The organism is Dokdonella koreensis DS-123, assembly GCF_001632775.1.
GTDB lineage: Bacteria > Pseudomonadota > Gammaproteobacteria > Xanthomonadales > Rhodanobacteraceae > Dokdonella > Dokdonella koreensis.
The window spans coordinates 2,867,505-2,883,908 of sequence record NZ_CP015249.1 but is presented as its reverse complement, the minus strand read 5'-3'; the positions used below and the strand labels follow the sequence as shown (position 1 = coordinate 2,883,908).

The window sequence follows — 16,404 nt, the reverse complement described above, 5'->3', positions numbered from 1 at the left end:
AAACCGCGAAGACGACTACCTGGATTTCTATCTGGCCCGGTCGCCGTGTCGGACCAGATTGTGATCCGTGGGTCGGCCCTCAAGCTCCTCCAGACCCTCGCCGAGGTGTCTGGAGGAAAGCCTGGAGTGGAAACTGCGGCGCACGGCGTTCGCAGTTTCGTACCGAATTGGCTGCCCGAGACGGACTCGAACCGCCGACCCCGTGACTGACAGCGTCTTGGTTTGTCGTGTTGGTTCGTCGTGCCCAAAGAGATTGATTTTTGGCATCTCATGGGGTTCCGGCATCCAGCATCCACGATGCGCAACGCCCGGAAACGACGCAATGGCGCGATCCGTCTCCGTAGGTCGTGCAGCCGTACGTCTTGGACACCGGATCGCGCCCCCGCCACTCGCCAGAGCGCTTGCAGGTCGCTGACGGCGTACGGGCCCGGTCCGCACGCGGAAGGCCGTGTTCGAGCAAAAGGCAAGGCTGGACGAGCGGACCGGGACTGCTCGTGGCGAGCCCCGGTCCGATCACCGTCAGTGTGCATCGAATCCGTCGCGGAATATCCGGTCGTTGGGATCGCCGAGCACGGTCAGGCTCACCGGCACGGCCGTCAGCGGCCGCACAGGATCGTTGCTGTCCAGGCACAGCGCAGCCAGGTGACTGCCTTCTCCCGCCACTGCAGCGGCCAAACCGACGGTGAGCGTCTGGCTGTCGCCCGCTGCGATCGAACCCGACGTCGCGCCCGGGCTCAACCACACCGGCAAGGCGCAGTCCGGATCGCCGACCGTGCCCGAAACGGACATCGCCACGTGCATGTGCGGTGCGCCCGTAGCCACCGGCACCGGCTCGGGCAGGTTGCATCCGGGGGCCGCGATGTAGGAAGGCGCGGTCTCACCGGCGCGGTTCGAGCCGATGTAGAAACGCTCGCCCGTTGGCAGGTCCGGCGCCGCCACCGCCACCACCAGCGTGCTGCCGGGCGGAACGGTGGCGGAGACCGGCACGGTCACTAGCGTGAGCTCCTGCGGCTCGACCAGGACCGTGGCGCTGCCGATCGAGAGCAGGTTGGCGTAGACCAGATCGCCGGACAGGAGGTACAGGTTCACCGCGATCTCGCTGCCGGCTCCGTTCAGGTGCTCGATGCCGAATGTCACCTCGGCCACGTTGAATGCGCCGGCAATGCCGAAATCGGCCAGCGTGAACGTGCGCAGCACCTGGGTCGCCATCGTCGACTGGTTTGCGTCGGACACGCAGGCCAGCGAGTTGCTCGCGACGACATCCATCGACGCCGAATGCGTCAGCAGCGCGCCGCGATCGGGAAGCACGAACGGATGCGCGGCGATCGAGCGGCCCTGTGACGGCGCAGCAAAAGCAAGTCCCTGGGCGATGCCATTCACCGGCCGTGTGCGCGGCTGATGGCCGCCGTCGGCAGGACCTCGCAGCAGCCCCATGCCGGTTGACCCCGGAGCCAGCTGCCAGGTCAACGGCTCCTCTCCGACGTTGCTTAGCGTCAACGGCAGGTGCTCCGCACCATCCTGCGGCAACGTCGCCGCCAGCCACATCGGATCGACCCGCAGGCTCGGTGGTGCCGGCGGGTCGACGTGCAGGACGATTGACACCTCGCTCCATTGCAGATTGACGGGAGTGCCGCCGACGCGCGCGAATCGAAACTGCCAGGTGCCCGGCTCGTCGACGTCGGGCAACGCGAAATCGGGCAGGCCGTTGCCGTCCCACTGGTCTCCGCCGATGCCGTGCCGGTAGAGGACGTGGTTGCTGCCGGTCGCGTTCTGGAAGTCCCATGGCGTGCCACCGGGCGGCATGCCGCCCACGACATAGGTTGCGCCTTTGGGTGTCGTGACCGTCAATTGGGTCTGCCGGGCGAAGCCGGGAAAGCCGGTCTGATTGACGTAGAAGGAACCGGAGAAGCTGAAGCCGACGATACGTCCGCCGGTATCCGGCACGCTTGCCTCGAAGACGACCGGCGTGGCGCCGACGACGATCGCGTCGCCCTCACCGAGGACGATCTTGTAGTCGAGCGCCGGCTCGTGGTCCGGCACCACGCCGGTCGCCGAGACCGCCAGGAGGGCCAGCAGTCCCTCGGCGCTTTCGGCCTGGAGCACGCCTTCGGCCGTGCCGCCGGCAGTCGCACCGAAACGCACGTCGATCGCGCAGCGTGCGCCCGCCGCAAGGGTGTCGCCACAGGCACTGGTGTCGACCTCGAAGCCCCGCCCGGGGACGCTGAAGGCGATGCCGGTCAGTGGCGCATCGCCGTTGTTGATGAGATCGACGGCCCGTACCGGGCTGGTCGCGCCCACCTCGACCTCGCCGAGGGCAAGTGCGGCCTGGTCGAAGCGGAAGTCACCACAGGTGTAGGGTGCGGCGGAGAAGTCGCGCGCGTAGATCCACGAGCCGTTGTTCGCGGCCATGCCGGACCACAGGTTGCTGGCGATGCTCGCGAACACGACGGTATCGCCGCTGCCGGTCAGCATGCCGACCTCGCTCGGTCGGTTCGCCCAGGCGCCCTCGCTGGTGCGCGAGACGATGACGTTCGCCCCGGTCTGCACGTCGCGCCGGACGATATGCGTCACACCGTTGTGGGTCTCGGCGACCAGGCCGGGAGCGGCGCTGTGGAAGCTCAGGAAGCGACCGTCATGGGACAGAGAAGCCGGCGGATAGCTCGTGCCGTTGAGCTGGGCGCCGCCTGGCCCGAGGCTTTCGCGCGTCGTCGTGCCGGTCTGGCGGTCGTAGAGGAAGATGTCCGCGGCGTCGTTGCTGTCGCCGGTCACCAGGTTCGAGGCCGAGCTGCCGTAGGAAACGAAGCGGCCGTCACCGGAGACGAAGGCGATCTGCGAATGGCTGTTGCCGGGCTGCCCACCGGCGTCGACGCTGACCGCCTGCAGCGTCGTGCCTCCCGGTTCGTCGAAACGGCCGTTGCCGTCGGCGTCGCGATCGAGCAGGAAGATCTGGACCTGCCCGCCGGTCGCGCGTGGATCGAAATTGGTCGCAGTCGACTCGAAGGCCAGGAAGCGGCCGTCGGCACTGAAAGCAGGCCTCCGGGAGAGGCCGTTGCCGATCGCGCCCAGCGTGTTGCGGCTGGCGAGCGTCACGCCGCCGGTCTCCCGGTCGTGGATGAAGACGTCCAGCACGCCGTTGGTATCGTCCGCGACGAGGTTCGTGGCCAGGCTGTGGAACGCGATCCAGCGGCCGTCGCCCGATATCGCCGGCCCGTCGGACAGCCCATTGCCGGGCTCCCCCGTAGTGCTGCGGCTGACCAGGTCGAGCCGTCCGGCCGCGAGGTCCGAGACGTAGACATGGTCGCGGCTCGCTCCGAGTCCCGTCACGAGATTGGTGGCCTTGCTGGTAAACGCGACCACGTTTCCGTCGGCGGACATGACCGGTGCGATAGCCGGCAGATTCGCCGGCTCGCCGGCCGGCGATTCCGATACGCGGATGTTGCGGCAGGTCTGCCGGTCGTGCCGGATCACCTGGGGCTGCGCGTTCGGAGGCCCAAGGACGAGATTCACGGCATTGCTGGAGTAGGCCACGTGGCGGCCGTCGGGGCTGACGTGCGGATGGACGCCATAGCAGAACTGCATCGGCCCGGTCGGCGCGGCGCAGAACGGGATCTCGCCGGCGAGGCCGCTGCTGAGCAGCGTCGTGCTTTGCGCGCAGGCTGCCCCGGCGCTCAGGGCCAGGCCCAGCGTCGCGGCCAAGGCCGGCGCGCAGCGTCCAAGTAGCAGGGGGGCTGTGGTCGCGGCGTAGCGCCGCCGGCGCGCCGGGCGGAGGGGAGGCCAGGTTTCACGGGTCATTGCGATTCCTCGATTGCGGATGGCAGGGGCTCAAGATTCGACATGGCGTCGTTCCGCCCGACCTTGTTACCCTGCAACCGGAAACAGGGCTGGAAGCTATCACCGGATGAGCGACGTGCTCCCGAGGGGGCAATCCCACGCGATCCCGGTTCAGCCTTGGTCCCGTGCGCAGCCACAGGGAGTGTCCGCATGCATCAGACCTGCCGGAAGTCAGGCCGGCGACCGGTTCGACGCTCTGTTGATTCTTCTGAGGTGTAGCCACTCCCCATGAACCTCGCTTTCAAGCCACTGCAAGATGACGGGGTGTCCGACCAGGATGTGGACGCACTGGCCGGCGAACTGGCCTTGCAGGACGATCTTCCGTTCAAGGACCTGTTCGCTGCCGCCTATGGGCGGCTGCTCGCGATCGCGCAAAGCCAGCGCCGGCGCTGGCGCGGGCAAGAAACCCTGTCCACCACGGCGCTGCTGCACGAAGCATATCTGAAGCTTGCCTGCAGTCACGATCCGAGATGGCGCGATCGTGGCCATTTCCTGCGCGTGGCTGCACGGACCATGCGCCACATCCTGATCAACTACGCCGAGCGAAGCCGGGCCTTGAAGCGCGGAGGCGTGCCGACATCGGCGGGCGACCCGCATTCCGCAGCCAGCCATGAGGTGAGTCCGGCATCAGGGCATGCGGCCGAGGTGGACGGCGACCGGCTCGACGAGCTGCTGACCCTGGATGAAGCCTTGCAGCGCCTGGAAAAGCAGAATCCACGTCAGGCACAGGTCGTCGAGGGCTTGTTCTTCGGAGGACTCAAGGTCGAGGAAGTCGCGGAAGCGCTGAACGTGGCGCCGATCACCGTGATGCGCGAATGGCGGCGCGGGAAGGCCTGGCTGTACCTTCAGCTCAAGTAGCGCATCCCGATGACGATGGGTCCGCGCCGCTGGATGCCAAGCCGTGCACGGTGACCGTTCCGGCTCCGCCGAACGCGAGCACGGCCTGCGCCTGCAGCATCTGCTGGACGCGATGGAATCGGTGCCGCAAGACCGGCACGCGCAGTTCCTGGAGGCACATTGTCCGGACCCGGCGCTGCGCGCGGAGGCACTCGCGTTGCTGGCCGCCGAAGCCGCGGCCGACGCCTACATCGAGGACCTGGCCGGCGACCTGTTTTGCGGGTCGCTGCCCCCGGCAGAGACCTTGGGCACGCAGATGGGTCCGTATCGGCTGCTGCACGTGATCGGCCGCGGCGGCATGGGCAGCGTCTACCTGGCGGTACGCGACGACGGTACGTTCGAGCATCAGGTTGCGCTGAAGCGATTGGATGCCGCCTTGCCCGGCACGCAGGCGCATGACCGGTTCGTCGCCGAACGCCAGATCCTGGCCGGTCTCAAGCATCCGTCGATCGCGCACATTCTCGATGGCGGGGTGACGCCCGGCGGCCTGCCGTGGTTCGCCATGGAGTACGTCGATGGCGTCTCGATCACCGACTACTGCAATGATCTGGATCTGGATATCGATGGGCGTCTGGCGCTGTTTCTGCAAGTATGCGCGGCGGTCGAACATGCCCATTCGCGGCTGGTCGTTCACAGCGATCTCAAACCCGGCAATGTCCTGGTAACCGACGCCGGTGAGGTCAAGCTGCTGGATTTCGGTATCGCGCGCCTGCAGGGTGAAGCCGAGGCCCGCGCCGATCCGCCCGGGCCGGCATCGGCATCTACCTGGTTGATGACTCCGGCCTATGCCAGTCCCGAGCAGATCCGCGGAGAGCCGACCACCACCGCATCGGACGTCTATCAGCTGGGTGTCTTGCTGTACGAACTGCTGACCGGCCGGCGGCCGGATCCGGCCGTGCAACCCGGCGTCGCCTCGGGGCCTACGGAGCGCCCGTTCCTGCGGCCGTGCCTCAGCACGGCCCTGCCGGTTTCCTCTTCAGGAAGGTCCCGCTTTCCGCTTCACGATGGGACGGCTCGTGCTCGCTGGCGGCGTCGGCTGCGCGGCGATCTGGACAGCATCGTGACGACGGCGATTCAGGCGGATCCGGGCCGTCGATACGCGACCGCCGATCGCCTGGCCCAGGATGTTCGCCGCCACTTGCAGGGGTTGCCGGTGACGGCGCGCCCGTTGACGCTGCGCTATCGCGCGGGCAAGTTCGTGCGACGTCATGTTCTGGGCGTCGCCGCGGCGGCGCTGGTCGTGCTGCTCGGCTCGGGCCTGGTGGTCTTCCACACGGCACGGCTCCAGAACGAGCGCGATCGTGCCCAGATCGCCTCGGCCAAAGCCGAGCGGATGAATCGCTTCCTGATCGGCTTGTTCCGGAGTGCCGATCCCACGGAAGGGTCACGTGCCGATCTGACCGCCCGGGAACTGCTCGACCGCGGCGTCGCGCAGGTCGACCGCGACCTCGGGTCCGATCCCCAGGTGCAGGCGAACATGCTGCAGGTCCTCGGTCGTACCTACCTGGAGCTGGGTGTCTATTCTTCGGCCGATGCGCTGCTCGATCGCGCGCTGACGCTGCACAGCGGACGGATGGGCGCCGGCCAGGCCGACGTCGGCGCGACGCTCGGAGACATCGGCCTGCTGCGCTACGAGGAGGGGAAGTACGCGCAGGCGCGGGACCACCTGCTCGAGGCCGAGCGCCGGCTGAGGACGGCCCTGCCGGAACGCGCCGGCGAACTGGCCGACGTGCTGAGAGCCCTGGGCCGGGTGCGTGGCAATATCGGAGAGCATCGCGCCGCCAGAGAGGCACTGGAGGAGGCGCTGGCGTTGCAGCGCCCGATCAGCGGCGAGGAGTCGGTCGAGGTCGCCACGATCCTCATGAGCCTGGGTCTGCTGCAGGTGGAGATGGGCGACCCCGTCGCGGCCGAGCGCTCGCAGGAAAAGGCGCTGGCGATCTACGAGCGCGTCCTGGGTACCGAGCACCTGGCGGTCGCGATCGGGCTGAACGACCTGGCCAACTCCCGCCTCTACCAGGGGCGCCTCGACGGTCTGGAGGCGATGTACCGCCGCAGCTACGAGATCGTGCGCACGGTATACGGCTCCGATCATCCCCGGGTCGGGCGTCCGCTGAACAACCTGGGACACGTGTTGACGACGATGGGGCGCCCGGCAGAAGCCATCGCCGTGCTGCGCATGTCACTGGAAATCCAGGAGAGCGCCGACAGGGAGCACCCCGAAGTGGCCTACCCGCTGACCACCCTGGCTGACGCCCATCTGGCGAATGGCGATTTCGCCGAGGCACGGCGCTACTACGAGCGCAGCACGTCGATACGGCAAACAGCGGTGGGAGCGCGCGATTTCGATCCGCTGCTGGCGCATGGCCTGGTGATGATCGGGCACATCGATCGACAGCAAGGTGACGCAATCGGCGCTGCCGAGCGGCTCAACCAGGCGGCGGCGGTCTGGAGCCGGGTGCCCGCGCCGATGGATCCCAGGCTGGAGCCGGGCGCGCTCGAGCTCGGGCGCTGGCTGGTGGAGCAGAAGCGCTGCGCCGAAGCGCTGCCGTTGCTACGCCGTGCGAGTGAGGTTCACGGCCTGCAGACGCAGCCCGACCCAACGCACGTCGCCGAAACCACCGACCTGCTCGGACGCTGCGGGTGAGAGGCCACAAACAAAGAGGCCGCGGATGTCCGCGGCCTCTTTGCTGTCATCTGGCTCCCCGAGACGGACTCGAACCGCCGACCCAGTGATTAACAGTCACTTGCTCTACCGACTGAGCTATCGGGGAAAAGAGCCGCGCATTCTCTTCGCGCGGCTGCCCGCCGTCAAGCCTTGCGTCGGGGTTGCAGGCGTAGGCCGTTCATCCGTGCGCCGCCTGGCAGCGCGCGGCGGCCTCCGCGCCCGGCGGGCCGCTGCGGACGCGGCCGTAGACATTGATGACCAGCGCCGTCGCGGCGGCGGGGCCGCGCCGGTCGCAGAAGGTCACGGTGACGTTGGAGCCGTGGGCGCTACCGTCCGGCTGGTAGGCGATGCGCGGGCGGCCGGCGCTGGTGACCACCCGCAGGCCAGGTGGCAGCGTGCCCGAAGCGGCCAGGATCGGCTCGCCCGGGCCGCGCTGGCGGTTGCGGTCGTCGTCGGCGAAGACCAGCCAGCCGGCATGCCAGTCCGCCCAGGCGCTGCAGGTCTGCCCGTCGGCGGAGGCGCACACCACCACCGACCCGCCGCGGTGCACGGCCGCGATCCGCGCGTGATTGAACGCGGTGGACAGTGCCGTGCGCGCGCCGTGCATGCGCAGCGCGTCGACCAGGCGGCCGAAGCCGGGCACGGCGATGGCCGCCAGCAGCGCGACCAGCGCCAGCACGGCGAGCAGTTCGATCAGGGTGAAGCCGGGCGGTGTGCGGCGCATCGGGAGCCTCCATGGCAATCGGACGTGACCTGATGCTAGGCCGCCGTGCCGGTGCCGCCGATGGGTGGCCGCCGGCTGGCCGCGTAGGAATTCGCCGATCCGCGGCGTAGGGCTTGTCCGGGCCCGGCCAGGCCCCACCTGTGACGAAGCGCCCGCGCCGCCGGGCCGCCCGCCGGTTCCGGCAGATCCCCGTTCCCCGCACCGCGTCCGGCGCAGCGCCGATGCCAGGCTAGAATCGACCGATGACCGACCGCTTCCAACTCGTCTCGCCCTACCGGCCTGCCGGCGACCAGCCCGCGGCGATCACAAAGCTGATCGACGGCTTCGAGGCGGGCCTGGCGCGCCAGACCCTGCTGGGCGTGACCGGCTCGGGCAAGACGTTCACGATCGCCAACGTCGTGGAGCGCGTCCAGAAGCCGACCCTGGTGCTGGCGCCGAACAAGACGCTGGCCGCCCAGCTCTACGGCGAATTCAAGGAGTTCTTCCCGCACAACGCGGTCGAGTACTTCGTCAGCTACTACGACTACTACCAGCCCGAGGCCTACGTTCCTTCCAGCGATACCTATATCGAGAAGGACGCCAGCATCAACGACCACATCGAGCAGATGCGCCTGTCGGCCACCAAGACGCTGCTGTCGCGGTCCGACGCGCTGATCGTGGCGACGGTATCGGCGATCTACGGCCTCGGCGATCCGGAAGACTACCTGTCGATGCGCCTGATCCTGGCGCGCGGCGAGCACGCCGACCAGCGCAAGCTGATCCGCCACCTGACGGACCTGCAGTACACGCGCGGCGACATCGAGCTGCGCCGCGGCACCTACCGCGTGCGCGGCGACGTCATCGACGTGTTCCCGGCCGAGTCGGAGACCGAGGCGCTGCGCATCGAGTTGTTCGACGGCGACATCGAGAACCTCTCGCTGTTCGATCCGCTGACCGGCGAGCTGATCCGCAAGGTGCCGCGCTACACGGTCTACCCCAAGACCCACTACGCCACCACGCGCGACCGCGTGCTGCACGCGATCGAGACGGTCAAGCTGGAACTGGCCGACCGGCTCAAGTACCTCTACGAGACCAACAAGCTGGTCGAGGCGCAGCGCCTGCAGCAGCGCACGCAGTTCGACCTGGAGATGATGGCCGAGGTCGGCTACTGCCAGGGCATCGAGAACTACTCGCGCCACCTGACCGGCCGCTCGGCCGGCGAGCCGCCGCCGACCCTGTTCGACTACCTGCCGCCCGACGCGCTGCTGGTGGTGGACGAGTCGCACGTGACGATCCCGCAGCTCGGCGCGATGTACAAGGGCGACCGGTCGCGCAAGGAGACCCTGGTCGAGTTCGGCTTCCGGCTGCCATCGGCGATGGACAACCGGCCGCTGCGGTTCGAGGAGTGGGAAGCGCGCGCGCCGCGCACGATCTTCGTCTCGGCCACGCCCGGCCCCTACGAGCGGCAGCACTCGGACGGCAACGTCGTCGAGCTGGTGGTCCGCCCCACCGGCCTGATCGACCCCGCGGTCGAGATCCGCCCCGCGCGCACCCAGGTGGACGACCTGCTGTCGGAGGCCAACGCGCGCATCGCGATGGGTGACCGCGTGCTGGTGACGACGCTGACCAAGCGCATGGCCGAAAACCTCACCGAGTACCTGGAAGAGCACGGCGTGCGCGTGCGCTACCTGCACTCGGACATCGAGACGGTCGAGCGCGTGGAGATCATCCGCGACCTGCGGCTGGGCAAGTTCGACGTGCTGGTGGGCATCAACCTGCTGCGCGAGGGCCTGGACATGCCGGAGGTCTCGCTGGTCGCGATCCTGGACGCGGACAAGGAAGGCTTCCTGCGCTCGACCGGCTCGTTGATCCAGACGATCGGCCGCGCCGCGCGCAACCTGCGCGGCAAGGCGATCCTCTACGCCGACGTCATCACCCGGTCGATGCAGGCGGCGATCGACGAGACCGACCGGCGCCGCGGCAAGCAGGTGGAGTACAACCTGGCGCACGGCATCACGCCCAAGTCGGTCGAGCGCCGCATCGTGGACATCATGGAAGGCGCGCGCGCCGATCCGGACGAAGGCCGTTCCGGCAAGGGGCGTGGCCGCGGTGCGGCGGCCGCGCGCAAGGTGGCCGAGCAGGCCGAGGACTACCGGTCGCTGTCGCCGGACCAGGTGGCGGCGCGCATCAAGCAGCTCGAAGCGCGCATGTACAAGCACGCCCAGGACCTGGAGTTCGAGGACGCCGCCCGGCTGCGCGACCAGATCCACCGGCTGCGCGAGCAGGCGCTGATCGGCTGATACCGCGCGGCGTGGCTGCCCGGCCTGCCGTTCGCATCGCTCAGCCGGGCGGCGCCGCCTCGAAGCCGTCGCCGAAGATCGGGTCCGGCGCCGTTCCGCCGTCGCAGGCGCCGCTGGCGTCGAGGCGCTGCGCGACCAGCGGTCCCGGACTGGATGCGAGGATCGTCCAGCCGTGCGCACTGCCGGCCGCCGCCGCCGCGGCATAGAGCGATGCGTCGTCGCGCACGCGGCACAGCACGCCGTCCGCGGTGAACTCCGCGATGTGCGCCCGCGTGGCATCCTGGGTGCGGACATGGCCCGCGAGCAGCAGGCGGCCGTCCGGCGTCTCGGCCACCGTCGAGGGCGCCACGCCGCTGCCGAAGCCGTCCGCGAACAGGAAGGCCGTATCCCAGAGGATGCGTCCGTCGTCGCCGGCCAGGCGCACGAGGCGTAGCGCGTCACCGGCGACGCCGCGGGCGCCGCTGGTGACGACCAGGGCGTCACCGTTCGCCGCCAGGGCGAATGCATGTACGTCGGCGCCGATCTCCATCAGCGGCAATGCCCGCGTCCAGGCGCGGGCGCCATTCGCGGCCAGTTTCCACACCATCGCTCCCGGCGCCCCGTGCGCGGTCTTCTCCGGTTCGCCGGCGAGCACGATGCCACCGTCCGCGTCCACGGCGACGTGCCCCGGCCCCAGCGGACTGCCCGACTGGCCCGGTTCGAGATCGTCGAACACCGCCGCGCCGGTCGCGTCCAGGCGCACCGTGCTGTAGCCGCCGCCGAGCCCGCGGCCGATGCCGGTGACCACCGCGCCGCCGTCGGCCAGCGCGGCGATGTCGGTCGCGCGCGCATCCGGCCCGGCCGGCCAGCGCCACGGCGGCAGCGCGGTGCCGTCGGCGGTGTAGCGCAGCACGACGTAGTCCCCGGCTGTGCGGTCGGACAGGCGCACCAGCAGGTCGCCCGCCGGGGTCTCGGCGAGGTGGTCCAGGCCGTGCTGCTCGATGTCCAGCCGTCCGATCGACGCTTCCCGTTCCCAGACCAGGTCGCCGCCGGCGTCGTCGTAGACGCGCACGAACACCGACGCACCCGAATCCGGGACGCCGACCAGGGCGATCCGTCCCGAGGCCAGCCGCTCGGTGCTGGCGATCAGCCACACCGGGTGCTCGCGCACCCAGGCCAGGCGGCCGTCGTTCTCGAAGCGCAGCAGGGCGGCGTGCTTCTGGTTGGCGCGATTGAAATAGGCCGCCGCGAACACCGTCCCGTCCGCAGCGACCTGCACATCGAACGGTTGCGACCCGGTGTCGCCCGGCCTGCGCTCCCAGGTCCCGGTCCACACCGGCGGCCACGCGCCGGCGCTCGCGCGCGCAGTGGCCAGCAAGCCGACGAATAACATGATGCGGCCGATCGCCATGACCGACTCCCACTGGTGGTCTTGTCCTGCCCAACGTACGGCGGCGGCAGGATCGCACGCCGGTGCGCCGTGGTCACCCGGCCGGCTCCTGGCCCGGTCCCGCGCTGGCTGGCCCGGCCCGGCCGGGCGTGGGCTGCGGCGCGAAGCCGCCGGTTCGAGGTCACGCAGTCGCCTGCGGCCTGCGCCACCGGGCACATCCGCGGGCGCATCCGACCACGCCGCCGCTGTCGGGTATCGGCGGGAGGCTTGTACCGCCGGCCAGAGTTCGGTACAGTTCGCGCCCCTTTTGGGGCGGTTAGCTCAGCGGTAGAGCACTACCTTGACATGGTAGGGGTCACAAGTTCGATCCTTGTACCGCCCACCACCTTGGATGTACCAACGGCGCGGCTCTCACGGGTTCGCGCCGTTTTCTTTCCTGGCGGCGGGTCCCGGGCGAGTCGCACGTCTGGACAAAGACCGGATCGGCCGGCCAGCTCGCGCATCCATGCGTCAAGCTCGCGTCTGACCCTGGCGAGAGGGTTCGGCGAAAACTTCGTATCGCTCTCGGTTGCACCCTGTGCCTCCCCCCGGCTTGTGGCCCAGCTGCGTACGGGTGCCAAGTCGGTAGATGAGCATCGGGAACCGTCGAACGCATCGCGCGGAGCAACCGGACAAGGCGTGTGATCGGTACGCCGCATGTCCGTCTCGCGCGCGGCGCATCGGCCGGCGTCCGGCTGCCCGGTTAGGCGTGCAGCGGCTTGCTCACACTCATGCCGTCGTCGATCACGGCATCCAGCAGTCGATGATGTGTGTCGCCGCCCGCTTCGCCTGGCATGAAGAATCAACCTGTCGAGTGAGACGGACGCTGCGTGAGTCTGCGTGAGCAATGTAGGAAAACCCCCCGATCTTCCGTAGGAAATTTCCTAGCGTCCGCTGGATGTGCGCCATTCGACACACACACACGGGCTTGCGATGAAACCCTTCCGGGGTCCCACCGTCGGGACGCTACAAGGGAGTTCATCGTGAAAGATTTCTCAGCGCGCAAGCTCGTGCTCGTTCCGCTCGGTGTCTTGGTGTTTGCGGGCGCGGCCGCCGCACAAACGCCGGTTTCGCCACCCACTTCCTGGCCGTTGACGATCACCGCACCGGGCTCCTATCAATTGACCGCGAACATGCTGGCGCCGGCGGTATCGAGCGCCATCGTGATCAACGCCAGCAACGTCACGCTGGATCTGAACGGCTTCGTCGTTTCCCAGGGAGGACTGGTCACGCCGTGCGGACCCGATACGGCAACGGGTTATGGAAGCACCTGTTCCTCGAGCGCAGGGCCGTCCCTGATCGTCGGCAACGGGCGAAACATCACGATCAAGAACGGGATCGTCACCAATGGACCCGCAAGCGGCATCGAGATCAATTTCAGTCCCACGAATGGGGAAGTTGGCGTGGTCTTCGAAGACCTGCGCGTCACCGGCAACCGGGGCGCAGGCATCATCACTTTCGGAAATGGCAGCCGTTTCACCAATGTCGACGTCTCGTACAATGCGGGTGACGGCATCCGCGCCTCGGAAGCCACGTTCAACGACGTCTCCGTCAACTGGAATGATGGCAACGGCATCATCGCCGGTGGGGACCGCGGCCAGGGTACCAGCATCACCGTGCGTTCCAACGGGATGTATGGCATCTTCGGTGCCGGCTTGTTCGACAAGGTGGTCGCGGCAGGCAATCGCGATGCGGGTTTGAACGTGGCCGGAATCCTGAGGAACATCAAGGCCGAATTCAACGGCTGGAACGATGTCGCAGGCCTGGTCATGGACAGCCAGTTCAGCACGGTGACGATCGTGTCGGGATGCTACTCCCAGGTCCAGGCCGGTACGCTCAGCGGTGCGGCCGTGCCGATGACCAGCAATACCTGTCCGTAAGTTCACTGCAGCAGGTTCGCGGGATGCGCGGCTGGGCCGCCGTCCCGCACTCCATCGAAGAGATCCCGCCGCGGCCAGCCAGCGGGTTTACGTCTTCGTCGCATTGCGCAGCGAGGCCATCGCCGTCCGGTAGCCACTGTCCGCGTCGCGCTGCCCAAAGATTGCCGACCCCGCCACGAAGGTATCGGCCCCGGCCGCGGCGATCGCGCCGATGTTCCCGGCGTTGACGCCGCCATCGACCTGCAGCCGGAGCGTGTGGCCGGTCTCGGCGGCGTGGCGGTCCAGCCGTTCGCGCACGCGGCGGATCTTCGGCAGCGTCTGCGGGATGAAGGCCTGGCCGCCGAAGCCGGGATTGACCGACATCAGCAGCACCAGGTCGAGATTGCCGAGCACGTCGTCGAGCCAGTCGATCGGCGTGGCCGGGTTCAGCACCAGGCCCGGCCGGCAGCCGTGGTCGCGGATCAGCGCGATCGTTCGGTGGACGTGCCGCGAGGCCTCCGGATGAAACGAGATGCCGGCGGCACCGGCCTTGGCGAACAGCGGCACCAGTGCATCGACCGGCTCCACCATCAGGTGCACGTCGATCGGCGCCGGCACCCCTTCGCGGTGCGCATACGGCACGATCGCCTCGCACACCTGCGGGCCGATCGTCAGGTTGGGCACGTAGTGGTTGTCCATCACGTCGAAATGGATCCAGTCCGCACCGTCGGCGAGGACGCGCGCGACCTCCTCGCCGAGCCGCGCGAAGTCGGCGGACAGGATCGACGGTGCGATGACCGGCGGCTGCATGGCAGGCACCCCTAGGCCGCGCGCGCCTGCGCCGCGCGCTCGGCGTCCTGGTAGCGTCGGGCCAGTTTCTCCAGCGGCACCGGCGTGATCCGGCTGGCGTGACCGGCACTGCCGAACGCCTCGAAGCGCTGCCGGCACAGGTCCGCCGCGGCGGCCGTGGCGACCTTCAGGAAAGCGCGCGGATCGAACTCCTCGGGTTTTTCCGCCATCAGCTTGCGCATCGCGCCGGTCATCGCCAGTCGGATGTCGGTGTCGATGTTGACCTTGCGCACGCCGTTGCGGATGCCGCGCACGATCTCCTCCACCGGCACGCCGTAGGTCTCCTTGATACGGCCGCCGTTGGCACGGATGACGTCGAGCCAGTCCTGCGGCACGGAGCTGGAGCCGTGCATGACCAGGTGGGTATTGGGAATGCGCGCGTGGATGCGCTTGAGCTGGTCCATCGCCAGCGTCTCGCCGGTCGGCGGGCGCGTGAACTTGTAGGCGCCGTGCGACGTGCCGATCGCGATCGCCAGCGCGTCCACGCCGGTGCGCGCGACGAAGTCGGCGGCCTGGTCCGGGTCGGTCAGCAACTGCGCGTGATCGAGCGTGCCTTCGGCGCCGACGCCGTCCTCCTCGCCGGCCTGGCCGGTTTCCAGCGAACCGAGGCAGCCGAGCTCGCCCTCGACCGACACGCCGATCGCATGCGCCATCTCGACGACGCGGCGCGTGACGGCCACGTTGTAGTCGTAGCTCGACGGCGTCTTCATGTCCTCCAGCAGCGAGCCGTCCATCATCACGCTGGTGAAGCCGCTGCGGATCGAGGCCTGGCACACGGCCGGGCTGCCGCCGTGGTCCTGGTGCATCACCACCGGGATGTGCGGATACATCTCCACGGCACCTTCCACCATCCGCCGCAGCATCGGCTCGCCGGCGTACTTGCGGGCGCCGGCCGAGGCCTGCAGGATCACCGGCGAATCGCAGGCGTCGGCGGCCTGCATGATCGCGTTGATCTGTTCGAGGTTGTTGATGTTGAACGCCGGCACGCCGTAGCCGTGCTCGGCGGCGTGGTCCAGCAGTTGCCTCAATGCGATCAGGGCCATGGGTGTTCCCTCCGGGCTGGGGTGATGGGGTCAGGCAGTCCCGGTCCGCGGCGCCGGTGTGGCGAGCAGGTCCGGGATGGCGTCGATGCGATCGACGACGCACGCGCTCCAGCGCGCCGGGTCGTCGTGGTGGTAGCCGTAGCCGACCGCGATCATCGGCATGCCGGCGGCACGGGCGGCCGCGGCGTCGATCGCCGAGTCGCCGACCATCAGCGCATCGGCCGGGGCGACATCCAGGCGCGCACAGGCCAGCAGCAGCGGGTCGGCATGCGGCTTGCGGCGCGCCGCCGCGTCGCCGCCGATCACCGCGCCGAAGCGATCGGCGATGCCGAGGCCGGCCAGCAGCGCCTCGCTGAAGCGCTGCGGCTTGTTGGTGACCACCGCCAGTCGCAGGCCGAGCGCGCCGAGCCGGTCCAGGCCGGCGACGACGCCCGGATAGAGCCGGGCGGCGCGGCCGTTCTGCTCGCCGTAGCGCGGCTCGAACAGTGCCGTGGCGCGGGCCGTCAGGTCCGCGTCCGCGGCGTGTCCCAGCGCGCCGGCCAGCGCACGGTCGAGCAGGGCACGCACGCCGTCGCCGACGTAGCCGCGCACGGCGGCCACGTCGGGCACCGGCAGCGCCAGCGCGGCCAGCGTGCCGGCGACGGCGGCGTGGATGTCGGCCAGCGAGTCGACGAGCGTGCCGTCGAGGTCGAACAGCACGCCGTGGACCGGGCGTTCGAGACGTAGCGTCAAGCGGGATCTCCCTTCAGTCGTGGCGGGGATCTTCTCCCTACACCAGGCCGCCGCCGGGGGGAAGGGCCGGTGACCGCCGCGCGGCGAGGTCCGATGTCGTGCGCGGCGGTGCGGCCG

Annotated in this window: 10 protein-coding genes and 2 tRNA genes; 5 read left to right on the top strand and 7 right to left on the bottom strand. The window is 69.1% G+C overall.

What is annotated here, in order from left to right:
* Nucleotides 1-519: 519 nt before the first annotated feature.
* Nucleotides 520-3,792 (bottom strand): choice-of-anchor D domain-containing protein, encoded by a 3,273-nt coding sequence (locus tag I596_RS11720; protein WP_083965541.1) that lies wholly within the window; start codon nucleotides 3,790-3,792, stop codon nucleotides 520-522.
* 267 nt (nucleotides 3,793-4,059) lie between these two features.
* Here I596_RS11720 and I596_RS11715 point away from each other — a divergent pair, with 267 nt between their 5' ends.
* Both I596_RS11715 and I596_RS11710 read left to right on the top strand, forming a co-directional pair.
* Nucleotides 4,060-4,689, top strand: a complete 630-nt coding sequence (locus tag I596_RS11715) for an ECF-type sigma factor (RefSeq protein ID WP_083965540.1) — start codon at nucleotides 4,060-4,062, stop codon at nucleotides 4,687-4,689.
* Nucleotides 4,690-4,732: 43 nt separating this feature from the next.
* Nucleotides 4,733-7,372, top strand: coding sequence for a tetratricopeptide repeat protein (locus tag I596_RS11710; protein ID WP_067648041.1), 2,640 nt, complete (start codon nucleotides 4,733-4,735; stop codon nucleotides 7,370-7,372).
* A gap of 51 nt (nucleotides 7,373-7,423) precedes the next feature.
* On the opposite strand, the gene I596_RS11705 is transcribed toward I596_RS11710, so the two are convergent.
* Nucleotides 7,424-7,499: transfer RNA gene (locus tag I596_RS11705), tRNA-Asn, on the bottom strand.
* 72 nt (nucleotides 7,500-7,571) lie between these two features.
* Nucleotides 7,572-8,117, bottom strand: coding sequence for a GspH/FimT family protein (locus I596_RS11700; protein WP_067648038.1), 546 nt, complete (start codon nucleotides 8,115-8,117; stop codon nucleotides 7,572-7,574).
* A gap of 242 nt (nucleotides 8,118-8,359) precedes the next feature.
* Here I596_RS11700 and uvrB point away from each other — a divergent pair, with 242 nt between their 5' ends.
* A complete protein-coding gene (gene uvrB, locus I596_RS11695; RefSeq protein WP_067648035.1) occupies nucleotides 8,360-10,396 on the top strand; it encodes an excinuclease ABC subunit UvrB in 2,037 nt (678 codons plus the stop codon).
* Between the two features lie 40 nt (nucleotides 10,397-10,436).
* Here the strand turns inward: uvrB and I596_RS11690 are convergent, their stop codons facing one another.
* Complete coding sequence (locus I596_RS11690) at nucleotides 10,437-11,786, bottom strand: hypothetical protein (protein ID WP_067648032.1); 1,350 nt, start codon at nucleotides 11,784-11,786, stop codon at nucleotides 10,437-10,439.
* Between the two features lie 289 nt (nucleotides 11,787-12,075).
* Here I596_RS11690 and I596_RS11685 point away from each other — a divergent pair.
* Nucleotides 12,076-12,150: transfer RNA gene (locus I596_RS11685), tRNA-Val, on the top strand.
* Nucleotides 12,151-12,787: 637 nt separating this feature from the next.
* Nucleotides 12,788-13,684: a right-handed parallel beta-helix repeat-containing protein gene (locus tag I596_RS11680; protein WP_150132127.1), complete on the top strand. Its 897-nt coding sequence runs from the start codon at nucleotides 12,788-12,790 to the stop codon at nucleotides 13,682-13,684.
* Between the two features lie 87 nt (nucleotides 13,685-13,771).
* Here the strand turns inward: I596_RS11680 and rpe are convergent, their stop codons facing one another.
* From rpe to gph, 3 genes are read right to left on the bottom strand one after another with little or no spacing between them, the layout of a single operon-like run.
* Nucleotides 13,772-14,473, bottom strand: a complete 702-nt coding sequence (gene rpe / locus I596_RS11675) for a ribulose-phosphate 3-epimerase (RefSeq protein WP_067648024.1) — start codon at nucleotides 14,471-14,473, stop codon at nucleotides 13,772-13,774.
* 11 nt (nucleotides 14,474-14,484) lie between these two features.
* Entirely contained in the window at nucleotides 14,485-15,555 is a 1,071-nt protein-coding gene (gene fba / locus I596_RS11670) for a class II fructose-bisphosphate aldolase (RefSeq protein ID WP_067648021.1), read from the bottom strand.
* Between the two features lie 30 nt (nucleotides 15,556-15,585).
* Complete coding sequence (gene gph, locus I596_RS11665; protein WP_067648018.1) at nucleotides 15,586-16,287, bottom strand: phosphoglycolate phosphatase; 702 nt, start codon at nucleotides 16,285-16,287, stop codon at nucleotides 15,586-15,588.
* Nucleotides 16,288-16,404: the final 117 nt, after the last annotated feature.

Bases quoted from the DNA above. Each gene is read 5' to 3' on its own strand.
- I596_RS11720 (WP_083965541.1), bottom strand. From the start codon at position 3,792: ATGACCCGTGAAACCTGGCCTCCCCTCCGCCCGGCGCGCCGGCGGCGC.
- I596_RS11715 (WP_083965540.1), top strand. From the start codon at position 4,060: ATGAACCTCGCTTTCAAGCCACTGCAAGATGACGGGGTGTCCGACCAG.
- I596_RS11700 (WP_067648038.1), bottom strand. From the start codon at position 8,117: ATGCGCCGCACACCGCCCGGCTTCACCCTGATCGAACTGCTCGCCGTG.
- uvrB (WP_067648035.1), top strand. From the start codon at position 8,360: ATGACCGACCGCTTCCAACTCGTCTCGCCCTACCGGCCTGCCGGCGAC.
- I596_RS11690 (WP_067648032.1), bottom strand. From the start codon at position 11,786: ATGGCGATCGGCCGCATCATGTTATTCGTCGGCTTGCTGGCCACTGCG.
- rpe (WP_067648024.1), bottom strand. From the start codon at position 14,473: ATGCAGCCGCCGGTCATCGCACCGTCGATCCTGTCCGCCGACTTCGCG.
- fba (WP_067648021.1), bottom strand. From the start codon at position 15,555: ATGGCCCTGATCGCATTGAGGCAACTGCTGGACCACGCCGCCGAGCAC.